This window comes from Vibrio chemaguriensis (assembly GCF_012275705.1).
GTDB classification, from domain to species: domain Bacteria; phylum Pseudomonadota; class Gammaproteobacteria; order Enterobacterales; family Vibrionaceae; genus Vibrio; species Vibrio diabolicus.
On record NZ_SHOE01000015.1, the window covers coordinates 1 to 17,905 of the forward strand.

A 17,905-nucleotide genomic window follows, 5' to 3' on the forward strand; every position below is an offset into this window, starting at 1 on the left:
CTCTTCAATATCCGCCTACGCAGTCTTTACGTCCTTTAAATTTTTTTTTTGAGATGTGTATAAAGAGACAGTCATATTTTTAAGTAATAACTCAACTTTTTTTATAAAAACCAAGCTGGCTCTATCTCTATACAATAACGAGTGTTGATTTCAATTCTCATCTAATAAGATTTATTTCGAGTGTAATAATATTTATTGCTTTAAAAAAATAGCTAAATTTAAACAAAATCTTGATTTAGTATTTGCACATAAGGAAAAGATAAAGTTAAATATAAGGACTCTTTGTTTATTTATAGATTGGCATTATTTAATCGTAACGATAAAAAGTGCCCAACACATTAACCTTTTAATAGGAATCGTTATGTCAGAGCTGACTAAAACCCTTCTAAATATCCGTAGCCTTCGTGCATTTTCTCGTGAGCTGACTCTAGAACAATTGGAAGAAGCTCTAGATAAACTAACTACTGTCGTAGAAGAGCGTCGTGAAGCAGAAGAAGCAGAACGTGCAGCACAAGCTGAGCAAGAAGCTAAGCTAGCAGAGATCGCAGAGAAAATTGCTCAAGACGGTATTGACGTAGAAGCGCTTATTACTGCGCTATCTGGCGAAACTAAGACGAAAGGCAAAGCGAAGCGTGCACCTCGTCCAGCTAAATACAAATACACAGACTCAAACGGTAATGAGAAGACTTGGACAGGCCAAGGTCGTACACCTTCTGCAATTCAAGAGCAACTTGATGCAGGTAAATCTCTGGATGATTTCCTGATCTAAATTCGCGCTATTTTTTAAAAGGCTCCCAATGGGAGCCTTTTTTATTTGGTTCATTACAAATAAAAAAAGGCGCATTAAAAAATGCGCCTTTTACTTTAGTTATAGAATAGTTAATTAAACTACTGTGTATTAACGTTCCCAGTATGCTTCTTCTAGGCTATCTTCTCGCTCAGGAAGCCCACGTGACAAACGTGGAGAATGTTGCACGAGAACTTCGTAGCTCGCACGGTTTGCGTATTTACATACTTGAGAAAAAGAAGAGTAAGTTAAATATTCGTTACTGTGCTTGCTTGAATTAGGCACATTTTCTTTATGGTATTTGTTTGCCGCCATATCATGAAGAACAGCAGATAACGCAGCATCACCTGCACCATTGGTATTCTTGATTTTTTCTGGACCACCCATATATGGCGAGATATGTGAGTACACTTTTATTGGTGTTTCACATGTATCTTTTTTCGCCGGACGACTAAATTCATAGCGATTAAATTCAGCGATTGACCCCGGAAGTAATGGTAAAGAAGTTTCGCGCTTCGCGCTGTCTTCCGTATAACCCGCCATAAATAGGCCTACAGGCCCCGCGGTGCACAATACTAGATCTGCCCACTCCAGTGTTTTATCAGATGCAGCAAGTGGGTCTGACTCACCCGTCAGTGCTTCTGCTTCATCTTCATTCATCGCAACGACTGAAACGTTATCTCGAATGAATTCTTGCCAATATTTCGGGTCATCTTGAATAACGAACTTCGTCCCAAGAGTCAGAACAACAGGTACATCATTCTTTTTCGCGTACTCAATCGCTTTCATTGTTGCTTCAGGCATTGGGTCGCCTTCTTTACAACGTACTAAATATGACGTTAGTACAAGCGCCGATGCATTTTTAAAGATTTTTTCTGGAATGCTATCAGGATGCAGTTGGTTCATTTGCCCTTCACTGATCGCAAAAGTACGTTCACCATCTTCTGTAATAAGAGCGAAACAACGACCGATAGCGCCATCAACACCTTGTAGGTAGTTCAAGTCCATGCGGCTTGATGTATTACAAAGGTAACGGTAGCCATAGCTGCCAATTTTGATATCCTGGCTCATCACTCCAAGCAGCGTAGAGCGATCATCTGCTAGCACAGAGTAGTTGTGTAGCGTGTTACCAATTGTGCCACCCGCATACTCATTGGTAATTAAGTTCTCTTCTTTAAGTTGCTGGTACAACTCTTCTGCTCTTTCGTCATCAATAACCAAAGAGTGACCTTTACTCAGACCGTACTTTTCAATCACATCCGTTGTAACTTTAGCTTCAATATCAACCAAAGTTTGGTCAATACCAATGATGTGAGTGCGCGTCATCTTCTTGCTTTCTTGTGCTTGGCTCACCAGCGGGTCACGAGCATGAACAGGAAAATAGTGCTTCGATTTGCGTTGTCCAGGAAATTTCATATTGTCAGTCTGAGTAAGGGGATGAAAAGGAGAACGGATTCTATACCGCTAATAATAAAGCGGCAATAAAAGCAATTATAGCAAACGTTTGCTAGCCACTTTTTTCTTCTAGACTCCTTATTCACCTTCCATAAAACTTAGATCTGGCAGTTGCTCAAGGTGCTCGCAGTAACGCTTTAGGTTGAACTCACCTTCATTTTTCATCACATCGAAAATTTCAATCGACATGGCACATGCCATCATTGCAACCGCTTCTTCTCTAGGTGTCCCTGTCATCATTAAGCGCATTAGCGTCTCTTTAACTTTTAATGGATTGCCGTCCTCAAGTTGGTTTTCAGCAATTTCAATCAACTCGGCTTCTTGCATAAACTGGTTTTCTTCGGTCATTTGGACTTTCCTCTTGGATTTTTGCCAACTATGCCATATATACCTCTTCTATACTTGCGAAATTGCCCGTTCGAATTTCTGTTGAAGAAAAATGCAGCGAAACGAATTGTGATTTCGATCTCGGATCTGTCACCGGTCTGTGGATTCTGATAGAATCTGCATCCCGTTTATTTAAGTGGTGTTTAGTAATGTCTGATAACAGCCAAAAGAAAGTCATCGTCGGTATGTCCGGCGGCGTTGATTCATCTGTTTCTGCGTATCTTCTCAAGCAACAAGGCTACCAAGTAGAAGGCCTGTTCATGAAGAACTGGGAAGAAGATGACAACGAAGAATATTGTACAGCAGCAGAAGATCTTGCTGATGCTCAAGCAGTATGTGACAAGCTAGGCATTCATCTACACACCATCAACTTTGCTGCCGAATACTGGGATAACGTATTTGAGTACTTCCTTGCTGAATACAAAGCGGGTCGTACACCGAACCCTGACATTCTTTGTAACAAAGAAATCAAGTTCAAAGCATTCCTAGAATTCGCTGATGAAGTGCTTGATGCTGACTACATTGCAATGGGTCACTACGTACGTCGCTCTTTCCCAGATAACGGTGAGAAACCAGCGATGTTGCGTGGCCTAGATGGCAACAAAGACCAGAGCTACTTTCTATATACACTAAGCCACGAACAAATTGGCCGTAGCCTCTTCCCTGTTGGTGATTTAGAGAAACCTGAAGTACGCCGTATTGCGGAAGAGCAAGGTTTAGTAACAGCGAAGAAGAAAGACTCGACAGGTATTTGTTTCATCGGTGAGCGTAAATTTACCGACTTTCTAGGTCGTTACCTTCCTGCTCAGCCTGGTAATATCGAAACGCCAGAAGGCGAAGTGATCGGTCAACACCAAGGTTTGATGTACCACACACTAGGTCAGCGTAAAGGTCTACACATCGGTGGCCGTAAAGGCGGCGGTGGTAACGAAGAGCCGTGGTTTGTCGGTGAAAAAGACCTAGAGCGTAACGTGCTAATCGCAGTCCAAGGTAAAGACCACCCGATGCTAAAATCAGAAGGTCTACTTGCGTCACAACTTCACTGGGTAGATCGTGAGCCAATTCGCGATGTTATGAAGTGCACAGTGAAAACTCGTTACCGTCAGGAAGATATTCCTTGTACAATCATCCCGATCGATGATGAAAACATTAAAGTGATCTTTGATGAACCACAAATTGCAGTGACGCCTGGTCAATCAGCAGTGTTTTATAAAGATGACGTATGTCTAGGTGGCGGCATCATCGAGCAACGCATTAAATATTCTCAAGCTTAGGAGTCGTTACGTGGCGAATACACTTTATGACCGTACTATCGCTTTCGCTGGTATTTGCCAAGCTGTCGCTTTGGTTCAACAAGTTGCGAGAAACGGGCATTGTGATCAAGATGCTTTTGAAACATCAATCAACGCTATTTTGAACACAAACCCTGCTAACACCGTTGGCGTATTCGGTCGCGAAGCCGATCTAAAGCTCGGTCTGGAGTGTCTGGTTAAAGGGATTGATAGCACCCCATCAGGCAGTGAGATCACTCGTTACATCATTAGCTTAATGGCGCTAGAGCGTAAGTTAAGCGCTCGCAACGATGCCATGTCCCAGCTTGGTGACCGTATCCAAATGGCCAAACGTCAGTCAGAGCATTTTGAGCTGCTAGATGATCAAATGATCAGCAATTTAGCAAGCATCTACTTGGATGTTGTTAGCCCTATTGGACCACGCATTCAAGTAACAGGCACGCCTTCTGTACTGCAACAAACGGCAAGCCAACACAAAGTCCGTGCTCTACTGCTATCTGGTATTCGTAGTGCTGTTCTGTGGCGCCAAGTAGGCGGTAAACGTCGTCATCTAATTTTTGGCCGAAAGAAAATGGTCGAACAGGCTCAAATCCTGTTAGCCAGAATGTAGAATACTCTGCTAGCTCGCGTTTATCGCGAGCTACTTTTTTTCGAATAAAACAAATCCCGCGCAAACGTTTGCGCAATATTCGTGACAATTGCCACAGTTATTGGTATAACGCTCACGAAATTTAGAAACCCAATTCAGGAGAACATCATGGAACTGTCAGCATTGACTGCTGTTTCACCAGTAGACGGCCGTTACGGAAGTAAGACGATTGCGTTACGCGAAATTTTCAGCGAGTACGGTCTACTAAAATACCGTACTATCGTAGAAATTCGTTGGCTACAGAAGCTAGCGGCTACTGCTGAAATTGCAGAAGTGCCAGCATTCAGCGCAGAAGCTAACCAATTCCTAGACGACCTTGCTGCTAACTTCTCTGAAGAAGATGCACGCCGTATTAAAGAAATCGAGCGTACAACTAACCACGACGTTAAAGCGGTTGAGTACTTCTTAAAAGAGAAAGTAGCAGACGTTCCTGAACTGCACGCTGTTAATGAGTTCTTCCACTTTGCATGTACTTCTGAAGACATCAATAACACCTCTCATGCGTTAATGCTAAAAGAAGCACGTGAGCAAGTGATTCTTCCAGAAATCCGTAACCTAATTGACGCTATCAAAGCACTCGCAGTTGAATACCGCGACATTCCTCTTCTATCTCGTACACACGGCCAGCCTGCTTCTCCATCTACAATGGGTAAAGAAATGGCAAACGTGGCGTACCGTATGGAGCGTCAATTCAAGCAAATCGAAAACGTTGAGATCCTAGCGAAAATCAACGGTGCAGTAGGTAACTACAACGCACACCTTTCTGCTTACCCAGAGCTAGATTGGCACAAGTTCTCTGAAGAATTCATTACAGAGTCTCTAGGCGTAACTTGGAACCCTTACACAACACAAATCGAGCCGCATGATTACATCGCTGAGCTGTTCGACGCTATCGCTCGTTTCAACACTATCCTGATTGACTTCGATCGTGACGTTTGGGGTTACATTGCATTAGGCCACTTCAAGCAAAAAACCATTGCTGGTGAGATCGGCTCTTCAACAATGCCGCACAAAGTTAACCCAATCGACTTTGAAAACTCTGAAGGTAACCTAGGTCTTGCGAACGCAGTATTCGGCCACCTAGCACAAAAACTGCCTATCTCTCGTTGGCAACGTGACCTAACTGACTCAACGGTTCTACGTAACCTTGGTGTTGGTGTTGGCTACGCTATTATCGCTTACACTTCTACGCTTAAAGGCATCAGCAAGCTAGAAGTAAACCGTGAAGCACTTCTTGCTGAACTAGATAAAAACTGGGAAGTACTAGCAGAGCCAGTACAAACAGTTATGCGTCGTTACGGCATCGAGAAGCCATACGAGAAACTAAAAGAGCTAACTCGTGGTAAGCGTGTAGATGGCGAAGCAATGCGCAACTTCATCGACGGTCTTGAGCTCCCTGGACACGAGAAAGCACGTCTGAAAGAGATGACGCCAGCGAACTACATTGGTCAAGCGGTTGAGCTGACAGATAAGCTGTAATCACACCTTGATGATCTGCAATTGAAAAGGTTGACGTGAAAGCGTCAACCTTTTTAGTTAGGAAGAAATAATTTCGGTTATTTGGTAGTAATGCAAGAGGATAAACCCCTCAACTATTATGGCTGTTTTTGGAAGAATAAGGTTATTGTCCCGACCTCTATACCAAACTTTTTAATTTTGGTGAGGTTGAAAACATGCTTCTCGTCCTGACGATAAAGCCAATCATCAAAAGCGACCGTTACTGTTGAGTCATCCATTTGCAACTCAAAGTCATACCGCCACTGCAACGCATTGCCTTGCTCTGCCCCTGTTGCTACACCAATAATATCCTCTGCTTTACCTTCATAGCGTCCATCTTCTAATTTGGTAATAACCCAAATTCGCTGGTCAACTTCTCCATCATCAAACACAAAGTCTTCCACCAGCGTCAACGTGTTACCTTCCACAGTACCCACAATGTCGACTTCAAAACGACGAGTTTGTTGTTCAGTGTAATCTTGGACCATCCCCCACGCCTTTGTTTCGCCTTCAAAATAGCCGAATAAATCAAAAGTCGGTGTAGAAGATTGATAATTATCGATATCTGCTGAGCATGCTGAAAGTAGGGCCGCAGCGACCAAGGCGATTGATTTTAAAATTCGTTTAAACACTATCTAACCTGTCCTATTAATTGTTTTCGAAGTTTCGGGAACTCTGTATTAGGTGACAACCATATAGACAAAAACGCATCGTTCATTCGCTCATCTTGAACGAAGCCGACTGTCTTAATTTGTGCAATGCCAGCTTGTCGGTAAAGAAGCTGACCAGTTTTACCATCGGTTAAGTAAGTAAGCTCATCCCCTTTTTTTATATCGGGAAACATACGGTTTAGCTCACTAATCCAACTTTTTCGATATGATTCAGTAAAACCAAGTTTTGCCCATTGCTCATCAGTTACATCAAGCAACTGCTGCTTGCTGATGTCTCTTTGATAGTTAATTTCCAATGCCAGAGGGTGTGGTGATACATCGCCATTTACAATAAACTTTCCATCAGGTGCGCTTAGTCGAGACTGATATATATCGAAGATGAACCATGTGAGTTGTGCCTCACCGACAGTTTTCCAACCCTTCCAACTCAGCTTATCTGCGTTTTCACTGTTTCCAACTGGCTGAGCTTGTAGAGCAAAGGAGCTCATAACTACTAGAGAAGCAACTACCTTAATCAGCCTCTGGGTTAAATCTCTCTTCAAGCTTTTCATATCCGTATACCTTGAGTATCAAAAGCGTCATGGCAAACCATTCAGCAAATAGAATGACCAACGTAACGCTGGTATTAAATCCATATTCAACGACTTGGAGCTTGTAACCGGCGTAGTAACTGACGGTTCCTCCAACGCCACCTACAATTGATACGTAGATTTTTGGGAAACGGTACAAAACAGGCTTGAGCTGATAGGCATACCAAGAGAACAGAACCCAAAGGCACAACAACCAAATGGGTAACCATTGTGTTGGAAAGACAAAAACAGAAAACTGTTGATTGAGCGTATCGAGCACTACACCCGCCAAAACGATACTCGCGATGTGCTTCAAGGCAGAAGCGTCCGTCCTCCAACAATAGACAAGAGTAATAAATGTTAAGATCAGTGTTAGCCACTGCCATTGATAGGTCCCAAGCACTGCAGAGAACCAACAGAGCTGGAACCATGTAGAGGCAATCAGCAACTTCATAACGGTTTAAGGTCGCTGGAATGTCATGTGAACGGCACTGATACTTCGAGCTAAAAACCCACCTTCACAATAACTAAGGTAGTAGCGCCACATGCGGACAAAGCGGTCGTCATAACCGAGAGAGCGTACGTGATCTTCAGCTTGATTAAATCTAGAGTGCCACTCGCTCAAGGTTTTCGCATAGTCCAGACCAATATCAAATAAGTCTCTCACCACCAAGTCACTGTATTTGGTCGCAGCTTGAGTTAAAGATGTAACCGAAGGTAAGAACCCACCTGGAAAGATGTATTTCTGGATAAAGTCAACGTTGTTACTGTAGTAATCATAACGCTGGTCAGCGATAGTGATGGCTTGAATTGCCATTAAACCACCCGGCTTGAGTAATGATTGGCATTGCTTGATGTAGGAAGGCAAAAATTGTTTTCCAACCGCTTCGATCATTTCTATCGAGACTAACTTATCGTAGTGACCCGAAAGGTCTCGATAGTCTTGTTGTAATAGAGTGATCTTGTCGCCCAAATTTCGCTCTCTAATTTTTTGTTCAGCGTAAGCATGCTGCTCTTCAGAAATCGTCGTTGTCGTTACATGACAACCATATTGCTCTGCCATGTAAATGGCCATAGCCCCCCACCCTGTACCGATCTCAATCACTCGATCGGATGGTTGAAGCTCAAGTTGCTGGCACAAACGATCCATTTTGTTGATTTGCGCTTGTTCCAATGTATCGTTGTCTTGCACATATAAGGCCGATGAGTACAGCATGTTGTCGTCTAAAAATGACTCGTACAAATTGTTGCCCAAGTCGTAATGCGCATGAATGTTTTTACGAGAGTTCTCTTGAGAATTGCGGTTGCTCCAATGACTGAACTTGTACAGTATTTTAGTCAGCCAACTTCCTTTCTCTTCAAGTTTATCTAGCGCTCGCATATTGAGAGCCATAAGTTTCATTAACGAGGTTAGATCCGGGCTGTCCCACCAACCATCCATATAAGCCTCACCCGCCGCAATGCTGCCACCTTGCAAGATTCGCGAGTAAAAGCTAGGATGCTTTACCTCAATCGTCGCCACAACAGGCTGACCGCTGTATTCACCGTTGGGCGCATTAAAGCGCTCGCTTCTTTCTTTCGTTTCCGTCTTAAAGCTTTCAATAACAGTTAAGCAGCCGATTTCCATTTTTTGCAGACATTGAAAAATAACTCCGCGAGCCGCCTTTTGTGTTGTCGTCAATTTGCGCGGCAATGTCATAGAACTGGTATTTAACATGCAGAATTCTCCTTGTGCTTTTTATTTTTTTTGTCTGTTTTTTTAGTGTCGGCTTCTATTTCGTCGTGTGTTGAATATTTAGGATGAGAATAAAAAGGCGCGCCTTTCACCCAAAGTTTTAATGCGTGCCAATAAATACCAACCATTACTTTTACCGTCTGTATTGGCGTAACGATCAAACACTTCAATAAGCTTTTGCTCGAAAACACTTGAGCTTTCATTGTCATCGTCGCATCAAAGTGCTTTTCGCTTTTGTGGCATTCAAGATGAATCCTTAACTTGTCCGTCAGTGGTTTAATCTTCCAGTGATACTGTTGGTCAATTGGATTAAACGGAGAAACATGAAAGGCTTTCTCTTGTTCCCATCCAAAGTTTTCATCTTTTTGCTCAGCAGCGACTGCGTAGTAATGACGCTCGTTCCAAGGTGTATTGCTGACTTCAGCTAAGAGGTATTTCCATTCCCCTTCTTTGTTATAAACGTAGTAGAAATTCACCGGACTAAAATAAAGTCCTAAATAGCGCAAATGACAAACAGCGATGACTTTGCCGGTACAACGAACACCTGTTAACTCTTCAATTTTGTCGTGTACGGCCACCTTTAAACAGCCCTCACCAACATAGTCACTGCGTTTAAAGCGTGCCCAATGCCACCAACGAGAGCCAAATCCCCAAACTTTTTCCTCTAGTTTTTTTAGCTCATCGACGTCAATAGCTGGCATAAACAATGAGTAGTTCAATTCATGTTTTATCGGCGTGAACCTGCGATGTCGAACGTTGCCAACAAACAACTGGCTGTTCATTTGGCTATCCATATCACGCAGCACCTTTTGCTAAGTTGACAGCAGTTTGAACGCGATATTTCTCTTCAAGCCCTTTCACTACGTCCAACGCGCTGCGAACGCCATCCTCATGGAAACCGTTGTACCAGTAAGCGCCGCAGAACCAAGTATTGTTCAACCCTTGCACCTCTTCTTTACGTTGCTGTGCAGCGATAGAGTCGGTGGAGAACACTGGATGGTGATAGGTAAACGTCCGTAATACTTTGCTCGGTTCGATCTGCTCAGTGCTATTTAGCGTGACACAGAATGTGTGTTCAGATTGAACATGTTGGAGAATATTCATGTTGTAAGTAAGCGAAGGGAGGCGTTGCTGTTCGTCTTCACTGCCCTCCAGTAGGTAGTTCCACGAAGCCCACGCCGCTTTACGCTTTGGAAGTAAACTCGTATCAGTGTGAAGCACCACTTCATTCGCTTGATAAGCCATATTACCCAGCACCTCTTGCTCGACTGGGCTAATGTCACCTAACATGTTCATCGCTTGATCACTGTGACAAGCAAAGATGACATCATCAAACCAGTGCATTTCACCGTTAACTTTTAAACCCACACCATTCTCACTACGGAGCACTTTTTCTACCGGACTATTGAGTCGAATTTTATCGATAAAACCTTGAGTCAAAGGTGGAATGTACTCACGAGAGCCACCTTTAATTACATACCATTGCGGCCTGTTAGTGACATCAAGCAATCCGTGATTTAAGAAAAAGCGAAGGAAAAACATCAGCGGAAATGCGCGCATGTCCGCTAAAGTCGAAGACCAAATTGCAGCGCCCATCGGCAAAATGTAGTTATCTGAAAAGAAAGTACTGAAGTTGTGCTCATCAAGAAACTCACCTAGCGTCTGAGAATGACTCGATTGTTTGCTAGCGACGCTTTTGGCAAGTTTGTTGAAACGAAGGATCTCGAAGATAAAACGATAGAACTTAGGATTTACCCAATTGCGCTTTTGAGCAAATAATGTCGACACGGTATGACCGTTATATTCCAAGCCATTGCCGTCGTTTCTTACGCTGAAGCTCATCTGGGTTGGCAATCCTTCGACACCAATCTCGTTCATCATTTTGATGAAATTAGGATAAGTGCGATCGTTGTAAACGATAAAGCCCGTATCAATCGCATATTCTTTACCATCGAGTTTTACATCCACCGTCGCGGTGTGCCCGCCAATGTAATCGTTAGCTTCAAATACGGTGACATCGTGCTCTTTATGTAGATAGTAACCACACGTAAGGCCAGAAATTCCGGTCCCCACAATCGCTATCTTCTTTCTTCCTGCTGTTTTCATTTTTATTCCTTCTTATGACACAAGTTTAGCAGTTAGGCGAGCTTGCCAACTGTATGGAAGTAACGAGATAAAACGTAAAATACTGGTAAACCTCGCGGGGAAATAGATGTGAGTCTTGTTGGCAGCCAACTGTTTTCTGATAGAGTTCGAGGCTTGCTGCGTAGAAATAATCATCGGCATTTCGAAGTCATTTTTGTCAGTTAACGGGGTTTCCACAAAGCCTGGGAACACGGTCACCACTTGAATGCCCTTCTTCTTCAAATCAACAGCTAATGTGCGAGCAAAGTAGCTCACAGCGGCCTTAGAAGCGCCGTAGGCTTCAGCCCTTGGCAACGCGACTTCTGAAGCAATAGAACCCACTATAACGATGCGATGCCCTTTATCTAAGTGTGGTTGGCAACCTTCTACGCAGTTGGCAACACCAACGACGTTTACATTCATCACACGCGCCATGAGTTTCGCGTCAACCACACCGTTGTCCATATACTCACAATCCCCTGCATTAAAAACCCAGGTACTCGGCGTGAAAGGCAAACTGGACAGCGCCTGCTGAGTTTGTTCATGGTTTGTCACGTCAAACTGCAATGTATGGATATTAGAAGAAGCAGCCCCCAATTCAGCAAGAACGTCTTTGTTTCGCCCACAAGCAATAACGCTCCAATCAGAGTTCGCGTAATCTAAAGCCAATTGCTTTCCTATTCCGGAGGTAGCGCCAGTGATTAAGATAGTATTGTTCATTGTCCTAACCTCTGCTTGATGGTTTTTACGACTGAGCCAAGTAAAGGTAAGTTCTCGTAAAGCATTTCTCCGAGATCAAAGTAATCTCGGTGATAAATAACTTGGCCTTCGCTGAACTTAAGATGCGACACACCATTAACGAGAATAGGTGCACCTTTTTGAAGTTTGGGATGCTGAAGATCCATGGTCCACGTTAGGAAGCCAGTATCTCCGACTTGTTGATGTTCGTGGATAACAAAGTCACAGCTTATGACGTTGGCATATAATGATGTGAAGTAATCTGAAAGTGCAGGCCACCCCTCTAAACGATGAGCAGCATCTTCAAAGACGACATCTTGGTGATATACGTCTTTAAGCAGATGTAAGTTCGCTTTATTCAGCTTTTGATAGATATTGCCAACAGACTGTATGTCCATGTGTTTACTCCTACATGCCCATCAAGTTGTACAAAATTATTATATGTACAAGATAGTTCATTCTTTAAAAGTTGTACAAAAATAATTTTGTATAACTTTGTTTCTGTAGGTAGATACGTGATGAATCTCGCAAGCGATCAATCGATCAAAAAAAAGGCTTGGTCAAAACCAAGCCTTTTCAGGAAATTAACGATTACTTTCGCGTGCGCTGTCAGTTTTTACAACTAGTATTGCTGACTACGTAACGCTGCAATACGTTTATCTAGCGGAGGGTGGCTCATCAGTAGCTCAGTCAATGACTGCTTGCCATTGATACCGAATGCCATCATTGTGCCATCAAGTTGAGATTCGTGACTCATCTTCAAACGTTCCAATGCCGCGATCATTTTCTCTTTACCAACTAAGTGAGCAGCACCTGCGTCGGCATGGAATTCGCGATGACGGCTGTACCACATGGTAATAAAGCTTGCTAAGAAACCAAACACTAGCTCAAGCACCATAGATACACCGAAGTAAACCATCATGTTTGTACCTTGACCTTCTTCATCATCGTTCGATGCCACAATATTGGCGATAAAACGGGATAGGAAGATAACAAACGTGTTCACAACGCCTTGCATCAATGTCATCGTGACCATGTCACCATTTGCAATATGGCTCACTTCGTGGGCCAGTACCGCTTCTGCTTCATCACGAGTCATATTGTGTAAAAGGCCAGTGGAAACCGCGACAAGAGAGTCATCTCGCTTTGCTCCCGTCGCGAATGCATTGATATCTGGTGAGTCATAAATAGCCACCGTTGGCATACCAATACCCGCTTGCTGAGCTTGACGACCCACAGTTTCGACTAACCAATGCTCAGTTTCGTTACGCGGACTTTCAATGACCATACCGCCAACCGAGCGCAGTGCCATGCCCTTTGACATCATCAACGAAATAAGTGCACCACCAAAACCAAATATGGCGGCCATAACTAGCAAACCAGAAAGACTGCCAGGTTGCATTCCAGTGGTAGCGTAAACAATATTCAGAACAACACTAAGCACTAGCACGACAGCTAGGTTAGTTGCTAGGAATAACATAATTCGCTTCATTACTTTTCTCCGAGGAAGCTTATCGTTTTTTTAAAACGGATTGTTATAAGGAACAGGTGGTAATCGCTGTAAAAGCCAATTCCGCTAAGTTTCATGCTCCGTGCGTTATAGATATAGTCTATCCGCGATAAAAACAAGGTTAAGCAATAAATTGCAACATTTGTTTTCGAGACTGAAAGATTATGTTCAAGCGATTTCTAGGCACGTGCTGATAAAAGCCATTACCTCCATTCATATTCATTCCTTTCCGTAATGAAAAGTACTTTGAATCGCACCTCATCTATCAATGGATGACCTTGATGTTAAATCAATCACCTCTGGGCAACTTAGCTAGAAATATTTTACTAGACCAAAAACAGTATGTTAGCCCCGCTATAGACTTTGGTCTTATTGTGCGGCGACATGGACATGCTAGATTCAAGTGAGATGAACAAAACAGAGCCACTCTAAGTACATTAAAAAGGTACATTAGGTGAGCTCAAAACTTCCATGTATTGAGGGAAAAACCATGGTAGAAACTAACGATTATCAAATGGCTATTGATTTACTACGTTGTCATCTAGGCATCTCAGAGGATGAGGCGAAGCAACAACTTGGTATTTCAACCGATCATCATATGTCTCAGCGTGTTGCAGAAACTCAGCAAGCATTGATGGGGCTTAGCCAAGATAAGTAATCTGATGTTATAGACTACACCAATAAAAAAAGGGCTGCATTACGCAGCCCTTTGGTTTTTAGTATTTTAAACACAATCAGTCAGTATTTAGCAAAGGCTCGACATTAATGTACTTGCCTAGCTCTTTGCGCTTAGCACTTGGAATGTATGGGATTTCGCCAAGCTTAGGCGCACCAATACGCGCTTCAAGCATCTCGATAATATCAGCATAGTGCTCGGTGCCAGGGTTCACTCGGTTTGCCACCCAACCAACAAGATTCAAGCCATCTGCTTTAATACTTTCTGCCGTGAGTAAAGCATGGCTCAAACAACCTAATTTAATACCAACCACCAAGACCACGGGTAACTGCTCTGCTTGTACCCAAGTAGATAAACAGTCGGTATCTGACACAGGCACACGCCAACCACCAGCGCCCTCAACGAGAACGACATCAGCTTGCTGCTTGTGTTGAGCCAGCTTTTCACTGAGGAGTTCGTATTTTATTTCGACATGTTCATGTTTTGCCGCGATGTGAGGAGAAGCAGGCAATTCTAAAGCGTATGGATTCACATCATCATAAGCGACATCAAGTGTCGCGGCCGCTTGTAAATGTAAGGCGTCAGAGTTACGCCATCCAGCTTCAGTCTTATCACTCCCTGCTGCCACTGGTTTATAACCAATAGTGTTTAGTCCTTTTGCTGCCAACGCTTGCAAAATGGCTTTAGACGCTACCGTTTTTCCTACATCAGTATCCGTACCAGCAATAAAAAAAGCATCAATCATAGATGTATTACTCCAAAACAAACCTGATAACTTGCAGGTAGAAGACCTTGATCATTTTTAAACGCTTGGTACTCATGCTCAACTTGCAACAAAGTCTCTCGACTGGTTAAACCATGTGAGCGCCCGCTTACGTGATTTGCACCTATACCTTTGAGGTCACGCATAACTGAAAATGCTGAGTCGTACCAAACTGTGATGGTGGTCAAGTCTAGTTGATGGTTGTCACATCGAGATTGCGCTAACGCAATTTTTACCTGATTGAGCGATAGAAAGTTATTGACGTGTTGATATGCATCAATTTTTTTCCATGATGCTCGCAACTCGCACAGTGACCCTTCAGCTAGGGTAGAAAAAGCCGCCTTCCCATTAGTTTTTAGTACACGACGAACTTCTCTCAGGGGATAACTTAAATCGGCACACCATTGCAAAGCCAAGCTAGAGAATACGTAGTCGAAGCTTGTATCGTCGAAAGGCAAGTTTTCTGCGTCGGCTAGCACATAATTCATTCGTTCATGGCCACAGCGCACCATAGCTTTGCTTAACATCTCTTGAGAGATGTCCACACAAAACACTTCAGCGCCACGCTCTTGAAGAAGTTGAGAAAAATAGCCCGTACCACATCCTAAATCCAAAACACGTTTATGAGTTAAGTCATTCGGAAGTTTGTCTAGTAAGCGATGGCCGACATCACGCTGGAAAGCGGCATGTTTGTCGTACGTGTTAGCTGCTTTACTAAAGGAAGCAGCGATCGCTTGTTTATTAGGCAGTAAGCAATCCAACTTCATTTGCTCTGCATTATCCATTACTGCGTTCCTAATGCTTGCTTCAATGCCATTGAAAGCGTTTTAACTTGTTCGTTAGTGTGATTAGCAGTGAGTGTGATTCGAAGACGAGACGTCCCTTTCGGAACTGTTGGAGGACGAATAGCAGTAACCCAAATACCGTTTTGGCGACAAGCACCTGCTACTCGCAAAGCCAAATCAGATTCACCAATCACAAACGGCTTAATCGAAGTTTGAGTCTCAACAAAGCCCTCAACGTCGTTGAGGCTATCTCGATACACTTCACTTAACTCTGTGAGCTTTTCACGTCGCCAAGACTGCTCTTGAACCATCGAGACAGCATGCGTGAGCGCATAGGCTTGTGCCGGAGGCATCGCCGTGGAATACACATGGTGACGAGCAAACTGAGTTAAAAAGTCCCCCGTTGCGTGGTCACATAAAATAGCCGCGCCAGACATACCAAACGCTTTGCCGAAAGTAACGATCAGTATCTCAGGCTTAACCGCCGCTAATTCACATGAGCCACCGCCAGATTCCCCTAGAACACCGATACCATGAGCGTCGTCTACAGCAAGCCATGCATAATGATTACCGGTGACGTCAGCGATATCAGCAAGTGGGGCACAGTCACCGTCCATGCTGAACACCCCTTCAGTCACGACGAAGTGATTGTCTTCGCTATTCAGCAGCGACTTTAGGTGCTCGATGTCATTGTGCTTGAAGCGCTTCATTTTAGCTGGTGACAACGCCCCCGCTTCCATCAACGAGGCATGGTTCAAACGGTCTTGAATGAGTACGTCTGATTTTTCTAGCAAGGTGAATAACAAAGCTTGATTGGCACTGAATCCAGAGCCAAACAGAATTGCTCTGTCGTAACCCAGCCATTCGGTTAGTGCCGCTTCTAAATTGCTGTGCGCGGCACTAAAACCTGTGACCATTGGAGACGCGCCGCTACCGCTGCCGTATACACTCAAGCCTTGCTGCCAAGCACGAACGAGCGCTTGGTCATTGGCCAAGCCTAAATAATCATTACTTGAGAAGTTGATGTAGCGTCTGCCTTCGTATTCCAAAATCGATTGGTTGCCGGAAAACACCACATTCATCGAACGATTCAGCCCCTGCGCTTTACGATCGGCAAGGGCGGACTCGATACGAGATTTAAACGCTGGCATCGTAGAAAAGGTCGTCTTTTGTTGGACGAGCAGCCACACGCTCTACAACGCGGTCCAGCAACTCGTTTTCTTCGATTTCATCAGGTTTTTGAGACACCTCTTGGCTGTTAATGCCGAGCTTATTGAACAGCATCATGTCTTTGTCTTCAGAAGGGTTTGGCGTCGTCAGAAGTTTGCAACCATAGAAGACTGAGTTTGCACCCGCCATAAAACACAGCGCTTGCATTTGTTCGTTCATGTTTTCACGACCAGCCGATAAACGGACTGCGGATTGGGGCATCATAATTCGTGCTATTGCAATCAGACGAATAAAGTCGAACGGCTCAACGTCGTCCACTTCTTCCAATGGTGTACCCTTCACCTTAACCAGCATGTTGATTGGAACGCTTTCAGGGTGTACCGGCAAGTTAGCCAATTCAACCAACAAACCTGCTCGGTCGTTAGCACTTTCCCCCATGCCGATGATGCCACCGGAACAGATCTTCATGCCAGCATCACGAACGTGAGACAAAGTGTCTAAACGGTCTTGGTAAGTACGTGTGGTAATGATATTGCCGTAAAACTCAGGTGAGGTATCTAGGTTGTGGTTGTAGTAATCCAGACCAGCGGTTGCCAATTGCTTTGCTTGATCTGGCGTCAACATGCCCAATGTCATACACGTTTCTAAACCCATGCCCTTCACGCCTTTGATCATGTCGGTCAAATGCGGCATGTCACGCTCTTTCGGGTTTTTCCATGCTGCACCCATACAGAATCGAGTAGAACCAGCATTTTTGGCTTTTTGCGCAGCATCGAGTACGCGTTCTACTTCCATCAGACGCTCTTTCTCGATGTCTGTGGTGTAACGAGCACTCTGAGGGCAGTACTTACAATCTTCTGGACAAGCACCTGTCTTAATCGACAGAAGCGTGCTTACTTGAACATGGTTGGTTTGTTGATATTGACGATGTACAAGCTGCGCTTCGAATAGGAGATCCATGAATGGTTTTTCCATGAGATCGCGCACTTCAGCATGCGTCCAGTTATGACGAACTTCCACGTGTATTCCTTTAGTCACTTTTGTTGTTGTGTTGACAGTCTACTGAGTCTCGATAAACTGTCAACACAACACAAAAG

20 protein-coding genes are annotated in these 17,905 nt (G+C 43.9%); 5 read left to right on the forward strand and 15 right to left on the reverse strand.

Features of this window, described 5'->3' with window-relative positions:
* Window positions 1-361 precede the first annotated feature (361 nt).
* Window positions 362-769, forward strand: coding sequence for an H-NS family histone-like protein (locus tag EX191_RS14735; RefSeq protein WP_005390863.1), 408 nt, complete (start codon window positions 362-364; stop codon window positions 767-769).
* A 129-nt stretch (window positions 770-898) separates the two neighbouring features.
* Here the strand turns inward: EX191_RS14735 and EX191_RS14740 are convergent, their stop codons facing one another.
* Together EX191_RS14740 and EX191_RS14745 are read right to left on the reverse strand one after the other, a co-directional pair.
* On the reverse strand, window positions 899-2,203 hold the full coding sequence (locus EX191_RS14740) for an inosine/guanosine kinase (protein WP_005390861.1): 1,305 nt from the start codon (window positions 2,201-2,203) through the stop codon (window positions 899-901).
* A 117-nt stretch (window positions 2,204-2,320) separates the two neighbouring features.
* Window positions 2,321-2,590 carry a hypothetical protein gene (locus tag EX191_RS14745; RefSeq protein WP_193447965.1) on the reverse strand — a complete coding sequence of 90 codons (270 nt, stop codon included), beginning with the start codon at window positions 2,588-2,590 and terminating at the stop codon, window positions 2,321-2,323.
* Window positions 2,591-2,778: 188 nt separating this feature from the next.
* Here EX191_RS14745 and mnmA point away from each other — a divergent pair, with 188 nt between their 5' ends.
* From mnmA to purB, 3 genes are all read left to right on the forward strand, one after another.
* Complete coding sequence (mnmA, locus tag EX191_RS14750) at window positions 2,779-3,903, forward strand: tRNA 2-thiouridine(34) synthase MnmA (RefSeq protein ID WP_005390857.1); 1,125 nt, start codon at window positions 2,779-2,781, stop codon at window positions 3,901-3,903.
* A 10-nt stretch (window positions 3,904-3,913) separates the two neighbouring features.
* Window positions 3,914-4,531 carry a high frequency lysogenization protein HflD gene (gene hflD / locus EX191_RS14755; protein WP_046874772.1) on the forward strand — a complete coding sequence of 206 codons (618 nt, stop codon included), beginning with the start codon at window positions 3,914-3,916 and terminating at the stop codon, window positions 4,529-4,531.
* A gap of 147 nt (window positions 4,532-4,678) precedes the next feature.
* A complete protein-coding gene (gene purB, locus EX191_RS14760; RefSeq protein WP_193447966.1) occupies window positions 4,679-6,049 on the forward strand; it encodes an adenylosuccinate lyase in 1,371 nt (456 codons plus the stop codon).
* Between the two features lie 116 nt (window positions 6,050-6,165).
* Here purB and EX191_RS14765 read toward each other — a convergent pair whose 3' ends face one another.
* The 9 genes from EX191_RS14765 to htpX all read right to left on the reverse strand — a co-directional run bounded on the left by EX191_RS14765 (window position 6,166) and on the right by htpX (window position 13,396).
* Entirely contained in the window at window positions 6,166-6,699 is a 534-nt protein-coding gene (locus EX191_RS14765) for a DUF3833 domain-containing protein (RefSeq protein ID WP_394626278.1), read from the reverse strand.
* Entirely contained in the window at window positions 6,699-7,289 is a 591-nt protein-coding gene (locus tag EX191_RS14770) for a chalcone isomerase family protein (RefSeq protein ID WP_193447967.1), read from the reverse strand. The genes EX191_RS14765 and EX191_RS14770 overlap by 1 nt, the downstream gene beginning before the upstream one ends.
* Window positions 7,249-7,761 (reverse strand): DUF2878 domain-containing protein, encoded by a 513-nt coding sequence (locus EX191_RS14775; protein ID WP_046874769.1) that lies wholly within the window; start codon window positions 7,759-7,761, stop codon window positions 7,249-7,251. The genes EX191_RS14770 and EX191_RS14775 overlap by 41 nt, the downstream gene beginning before the upstream one ends.
* A 6-nt stretch (window positions 7,762-7,767) precedes the next feature.
* Window positions 7,768-9,024: an SAM-dependent methyltransferase gene (locus EX191_RS14780; RefSeq protein ID WP_193447968.1), complete on the reverse strand. Its 1,257-nt coding sequence runs from the start codon at window positions 9,022-9,024 to the stop codon at window positions 7,768-7,770.
* Window positions 9,018-9,836, reverse strand: coding sequence for a DUF1365 domain-containing protein (locus tag EX191_RS14785; RefSeq protein WP_193447969.1), 819 nt, complete (start codon window positions 9,834-9,836; stop codon window positions 9,018-9,020). Before EX191_RS14785 ends, EX191_RS14780 begins: the two co-directional genes overlap by 7 nt.
* A gap of 1 nt (window position 9,837) precedes the next feature.
* Window positions 9,838-11,148 carry an NAD(P)/FAD-dependent oxidoreductase gene (locus EX191_RS14790; RefSeq protein ID WP_193447970.1) on the reverse strand — a complete coding sequence of 437 codons (1,311 nt, stop codon included), beginning with the start codon at window positions 11,146-11,148 and terminating at the stop codon, window positions 9,838-9,840.
* 12 nt (window positions 11,149-11,160) lie between these two features.
* Entirely contained in the window at window positions 11,161-11,886 is a 726-nt protein-coding gene (locus EX191_RS14795) for an SDR family oxidoreductase (RefSeq protein WP_046874765.1), read from the reverse strand.
* A complete protein-coding gene (locus EX191_RS14800; protein ID WP_005390833.1) occupies window positions 11,883-12,302 on the reverse strand; it encodes a nuclear transport factor 2 family protein in 420 nt (139 codons plus the stop codon). The genes EX191_RS14795 and EX191_RS14800 overlap by 4 nt, the downstream gene beginning before the upstream one ends.
* A 224-nt stretch (window positions 12,303-12,526) precedes the next feature.
* Entirely contained in the window at window positions 12,527-13,396 is an 870-nt protein-coding gene (gene htpX, locus EX191_RS14805; protein ID WP_005390832.1) for a protease HtpX, read from the reverse strand.
* A 472-nt stretch (window positions 13,397-13,868) separates the two neighbouring features.
* On the opposite strand from htpX, the gene EX191_RS14810 reads away from it, so the two are divergent.
* Window positions 13,869-14,072, forward strand: a complete 204-nt coding sequence (locus EX191_RS14810; RefSeq protein ID WP_162860661.1) for a hypothetical protein — start codon at window positions 13,869-13,871, stop codon at window positions 14,070-14,072.
* Window positions 14,073-14,148: 76 nt separating this feature from the next.
* Here EX191_RS14810 and bioD read toward each other — a convergent pair whose 3' ends face one another.
* From bioD to bioB, 4 genes are read right to left on the reverse strand one after another with little or no spacing between them, the layout of a single operon-like run.
* Complete coding sequence (gene bioD / locus EX191_RS14815) at window positions 14,149-14,835, reverse strand: dethiobiotin synthase (protein WP_005390831.1); 687 nt, start codon at window positions 14,833-14,835, stop codon at window positions 14,149-14,151.
* Window positions 14,832-15,638 carry a malonyl-ACP O-methyltransferase BioC gene (gene bioC, locus EX191_RS14820; protein WP_193447971.1) on the reverse strand — a complete coding sequence of 269 codons (807 nt, stop codon included), beginning with the start codon at window positions 15,636-15,638 and terminating at the stop codon, window positions 14,832-14,834. The genes bioD and bioC overlap by 4 nt, the downstream gene beginning before the upstream one ends.
* Window positions 15,638-16,789, reverse strand: a complete 1,152-nt coding sequence (gene bioF, locus EX191_RS14825) for an 8-amino-7-oxononanoate synthase (RefSeq protein ID WP_193447972.1) — start codon at window positions 16,787-16,789, stop codon at window positions 15,638-15,640. Before bioF ends, bioC begins: the two co-directional genes overlap by 1 nt.
* Window positions 16,776-17,828, reverse strand: a complete 1,053-nt coding sequence (gene bioB, locus EX191_RS14830; protein WP_005378222.1) for a biotin synthase BioB — start codon at window positions 17,826-17,828, stop codon at window positions 16,776-16,778. Before bioB ends, bioF begins: the two co-directional genes overlap by 14 nt.
* Between the last annotated feature and the right edge of the window lie 77 nt (window positions 17,829-17,905).

What these genes read in the sequence shown, in the direction of transcription:
- EX191_RS14735 (WP_005390863.1), top strand. Translation starts at nt 362, where the DNA reads ATGTCAGAGCTGACTAAAACCCTTCTAAATATCCGTAGCCTTCGTGCA.
- purB (WP_193447966.1), top strand. Translation starts at nt 4,679, where the DNA reads ATGGAACTGTCAGCATTGACTGCTGTTTCACCAGTAGACGGCCGTTAC.
- EX191_RS14790 (WP_193447970.1), bottom strand. Translation starts at nt 11,148, where the DNA reads ATGAAAACAGCAGGAAGAAAGAAGATAGCGATTGTGGGGACCGGAATT.
- EX191_RS14775 (WP_046874769.1), bottom strand. Translation starts at nt 7,761, where the DNA reads ATGAAGTTGCTGATTGCCTCTACATGGTTCCAGCTCTGTTGGTTCTCT.
- bioF (WP_193447972.1), bottom strand. Translation starts at nt 16,789, where the DNA reads ATGCCAGCGTTTAAATCTCGTATCGAGTCCGCCCTTGCCGATCGTAAA.
- EX191_RS14740 (WP_005390861.1), bottom strand. Translation starts at nt 2,203, where the DNA reads ATGAAATTTCCTGGACAACGCAAATCGAAGCACTATTTTCCTGTTCAT.
- EX191_RS14770 (WP_193447967.1), bottom strand. Translation starts at nt 7,289, where the DNA reads ATGAAAAGCTTGAAGAGAGATTTAACCCAGAGGCTGATTAAGGTAGTT.
- EX191_RS14800 (WP_005390833.1), bottom strand. Translation starts at nt 12,302, where the DNA reads ATGGACATACAGTCTGTTGGCAATATCTATCAAAAGCTGAATAAAGCG.
- EX191_RS14795 (WP_046874765.1), bottom strand. Translation starts at nt 11,886, where the DNA reads ATGAACAATACTATCTTAATCACTGGCGCTACCTCCGGAATAGGAAAG.
- htpX (WP_005390832.1), bottom strand. Translation starts at nt 13,396, where the DNA reads ATGAAGCGAATTATGTTATTCCTAGCAACTAACCTAGCTGTCGTGCTA.
- bioC (WP_193447971.1), bottom strand. Translation starts at nt 15,638, where the DNA reads ATGGATAATGCAGAGCAAATGAAGTTGGATTGCTTACTGCCTAATAAA.
- EX191_RS14745 (WP_193447965.1), bottom strand. Translation starts at nt 2,590, where the DNA reads ATGACCGAAGAAAACCAGTTTATGCAAGAAGCCGAGTTGATTGAAATT.
- EX191_RS14785 (WP_193447969.1), bottom strand. Translation starts at nt 9,836, where the DNA reads ATGGATAGCCAAATGAACAGCCAGTTGTTTGTTGGCAACGTTCGACAT.
- EX191_RS14780 (WP_193447968.1), bottom strand. Translation starts at nt 9,024, where the DNA reads ATGTTAAATACCAGTTCTATGACATTGCCGCGCAAATTGACGACAACA.
- bioD (WP_005390831.1), bottom strand. Translation starts at nt 14,835, where the DNA reads ATGATTGATGCTTTTTTTATTGCTGGTACGGATACTGATGTAGGAAAA.
- mnmA (WP_005390857.1), top strand. Translation starts at nt 2,779, where the DNA reads ATGTCTGATAACAGCCAAAAGAAAGTCATCGTCGGTATGTCCGGCGGC.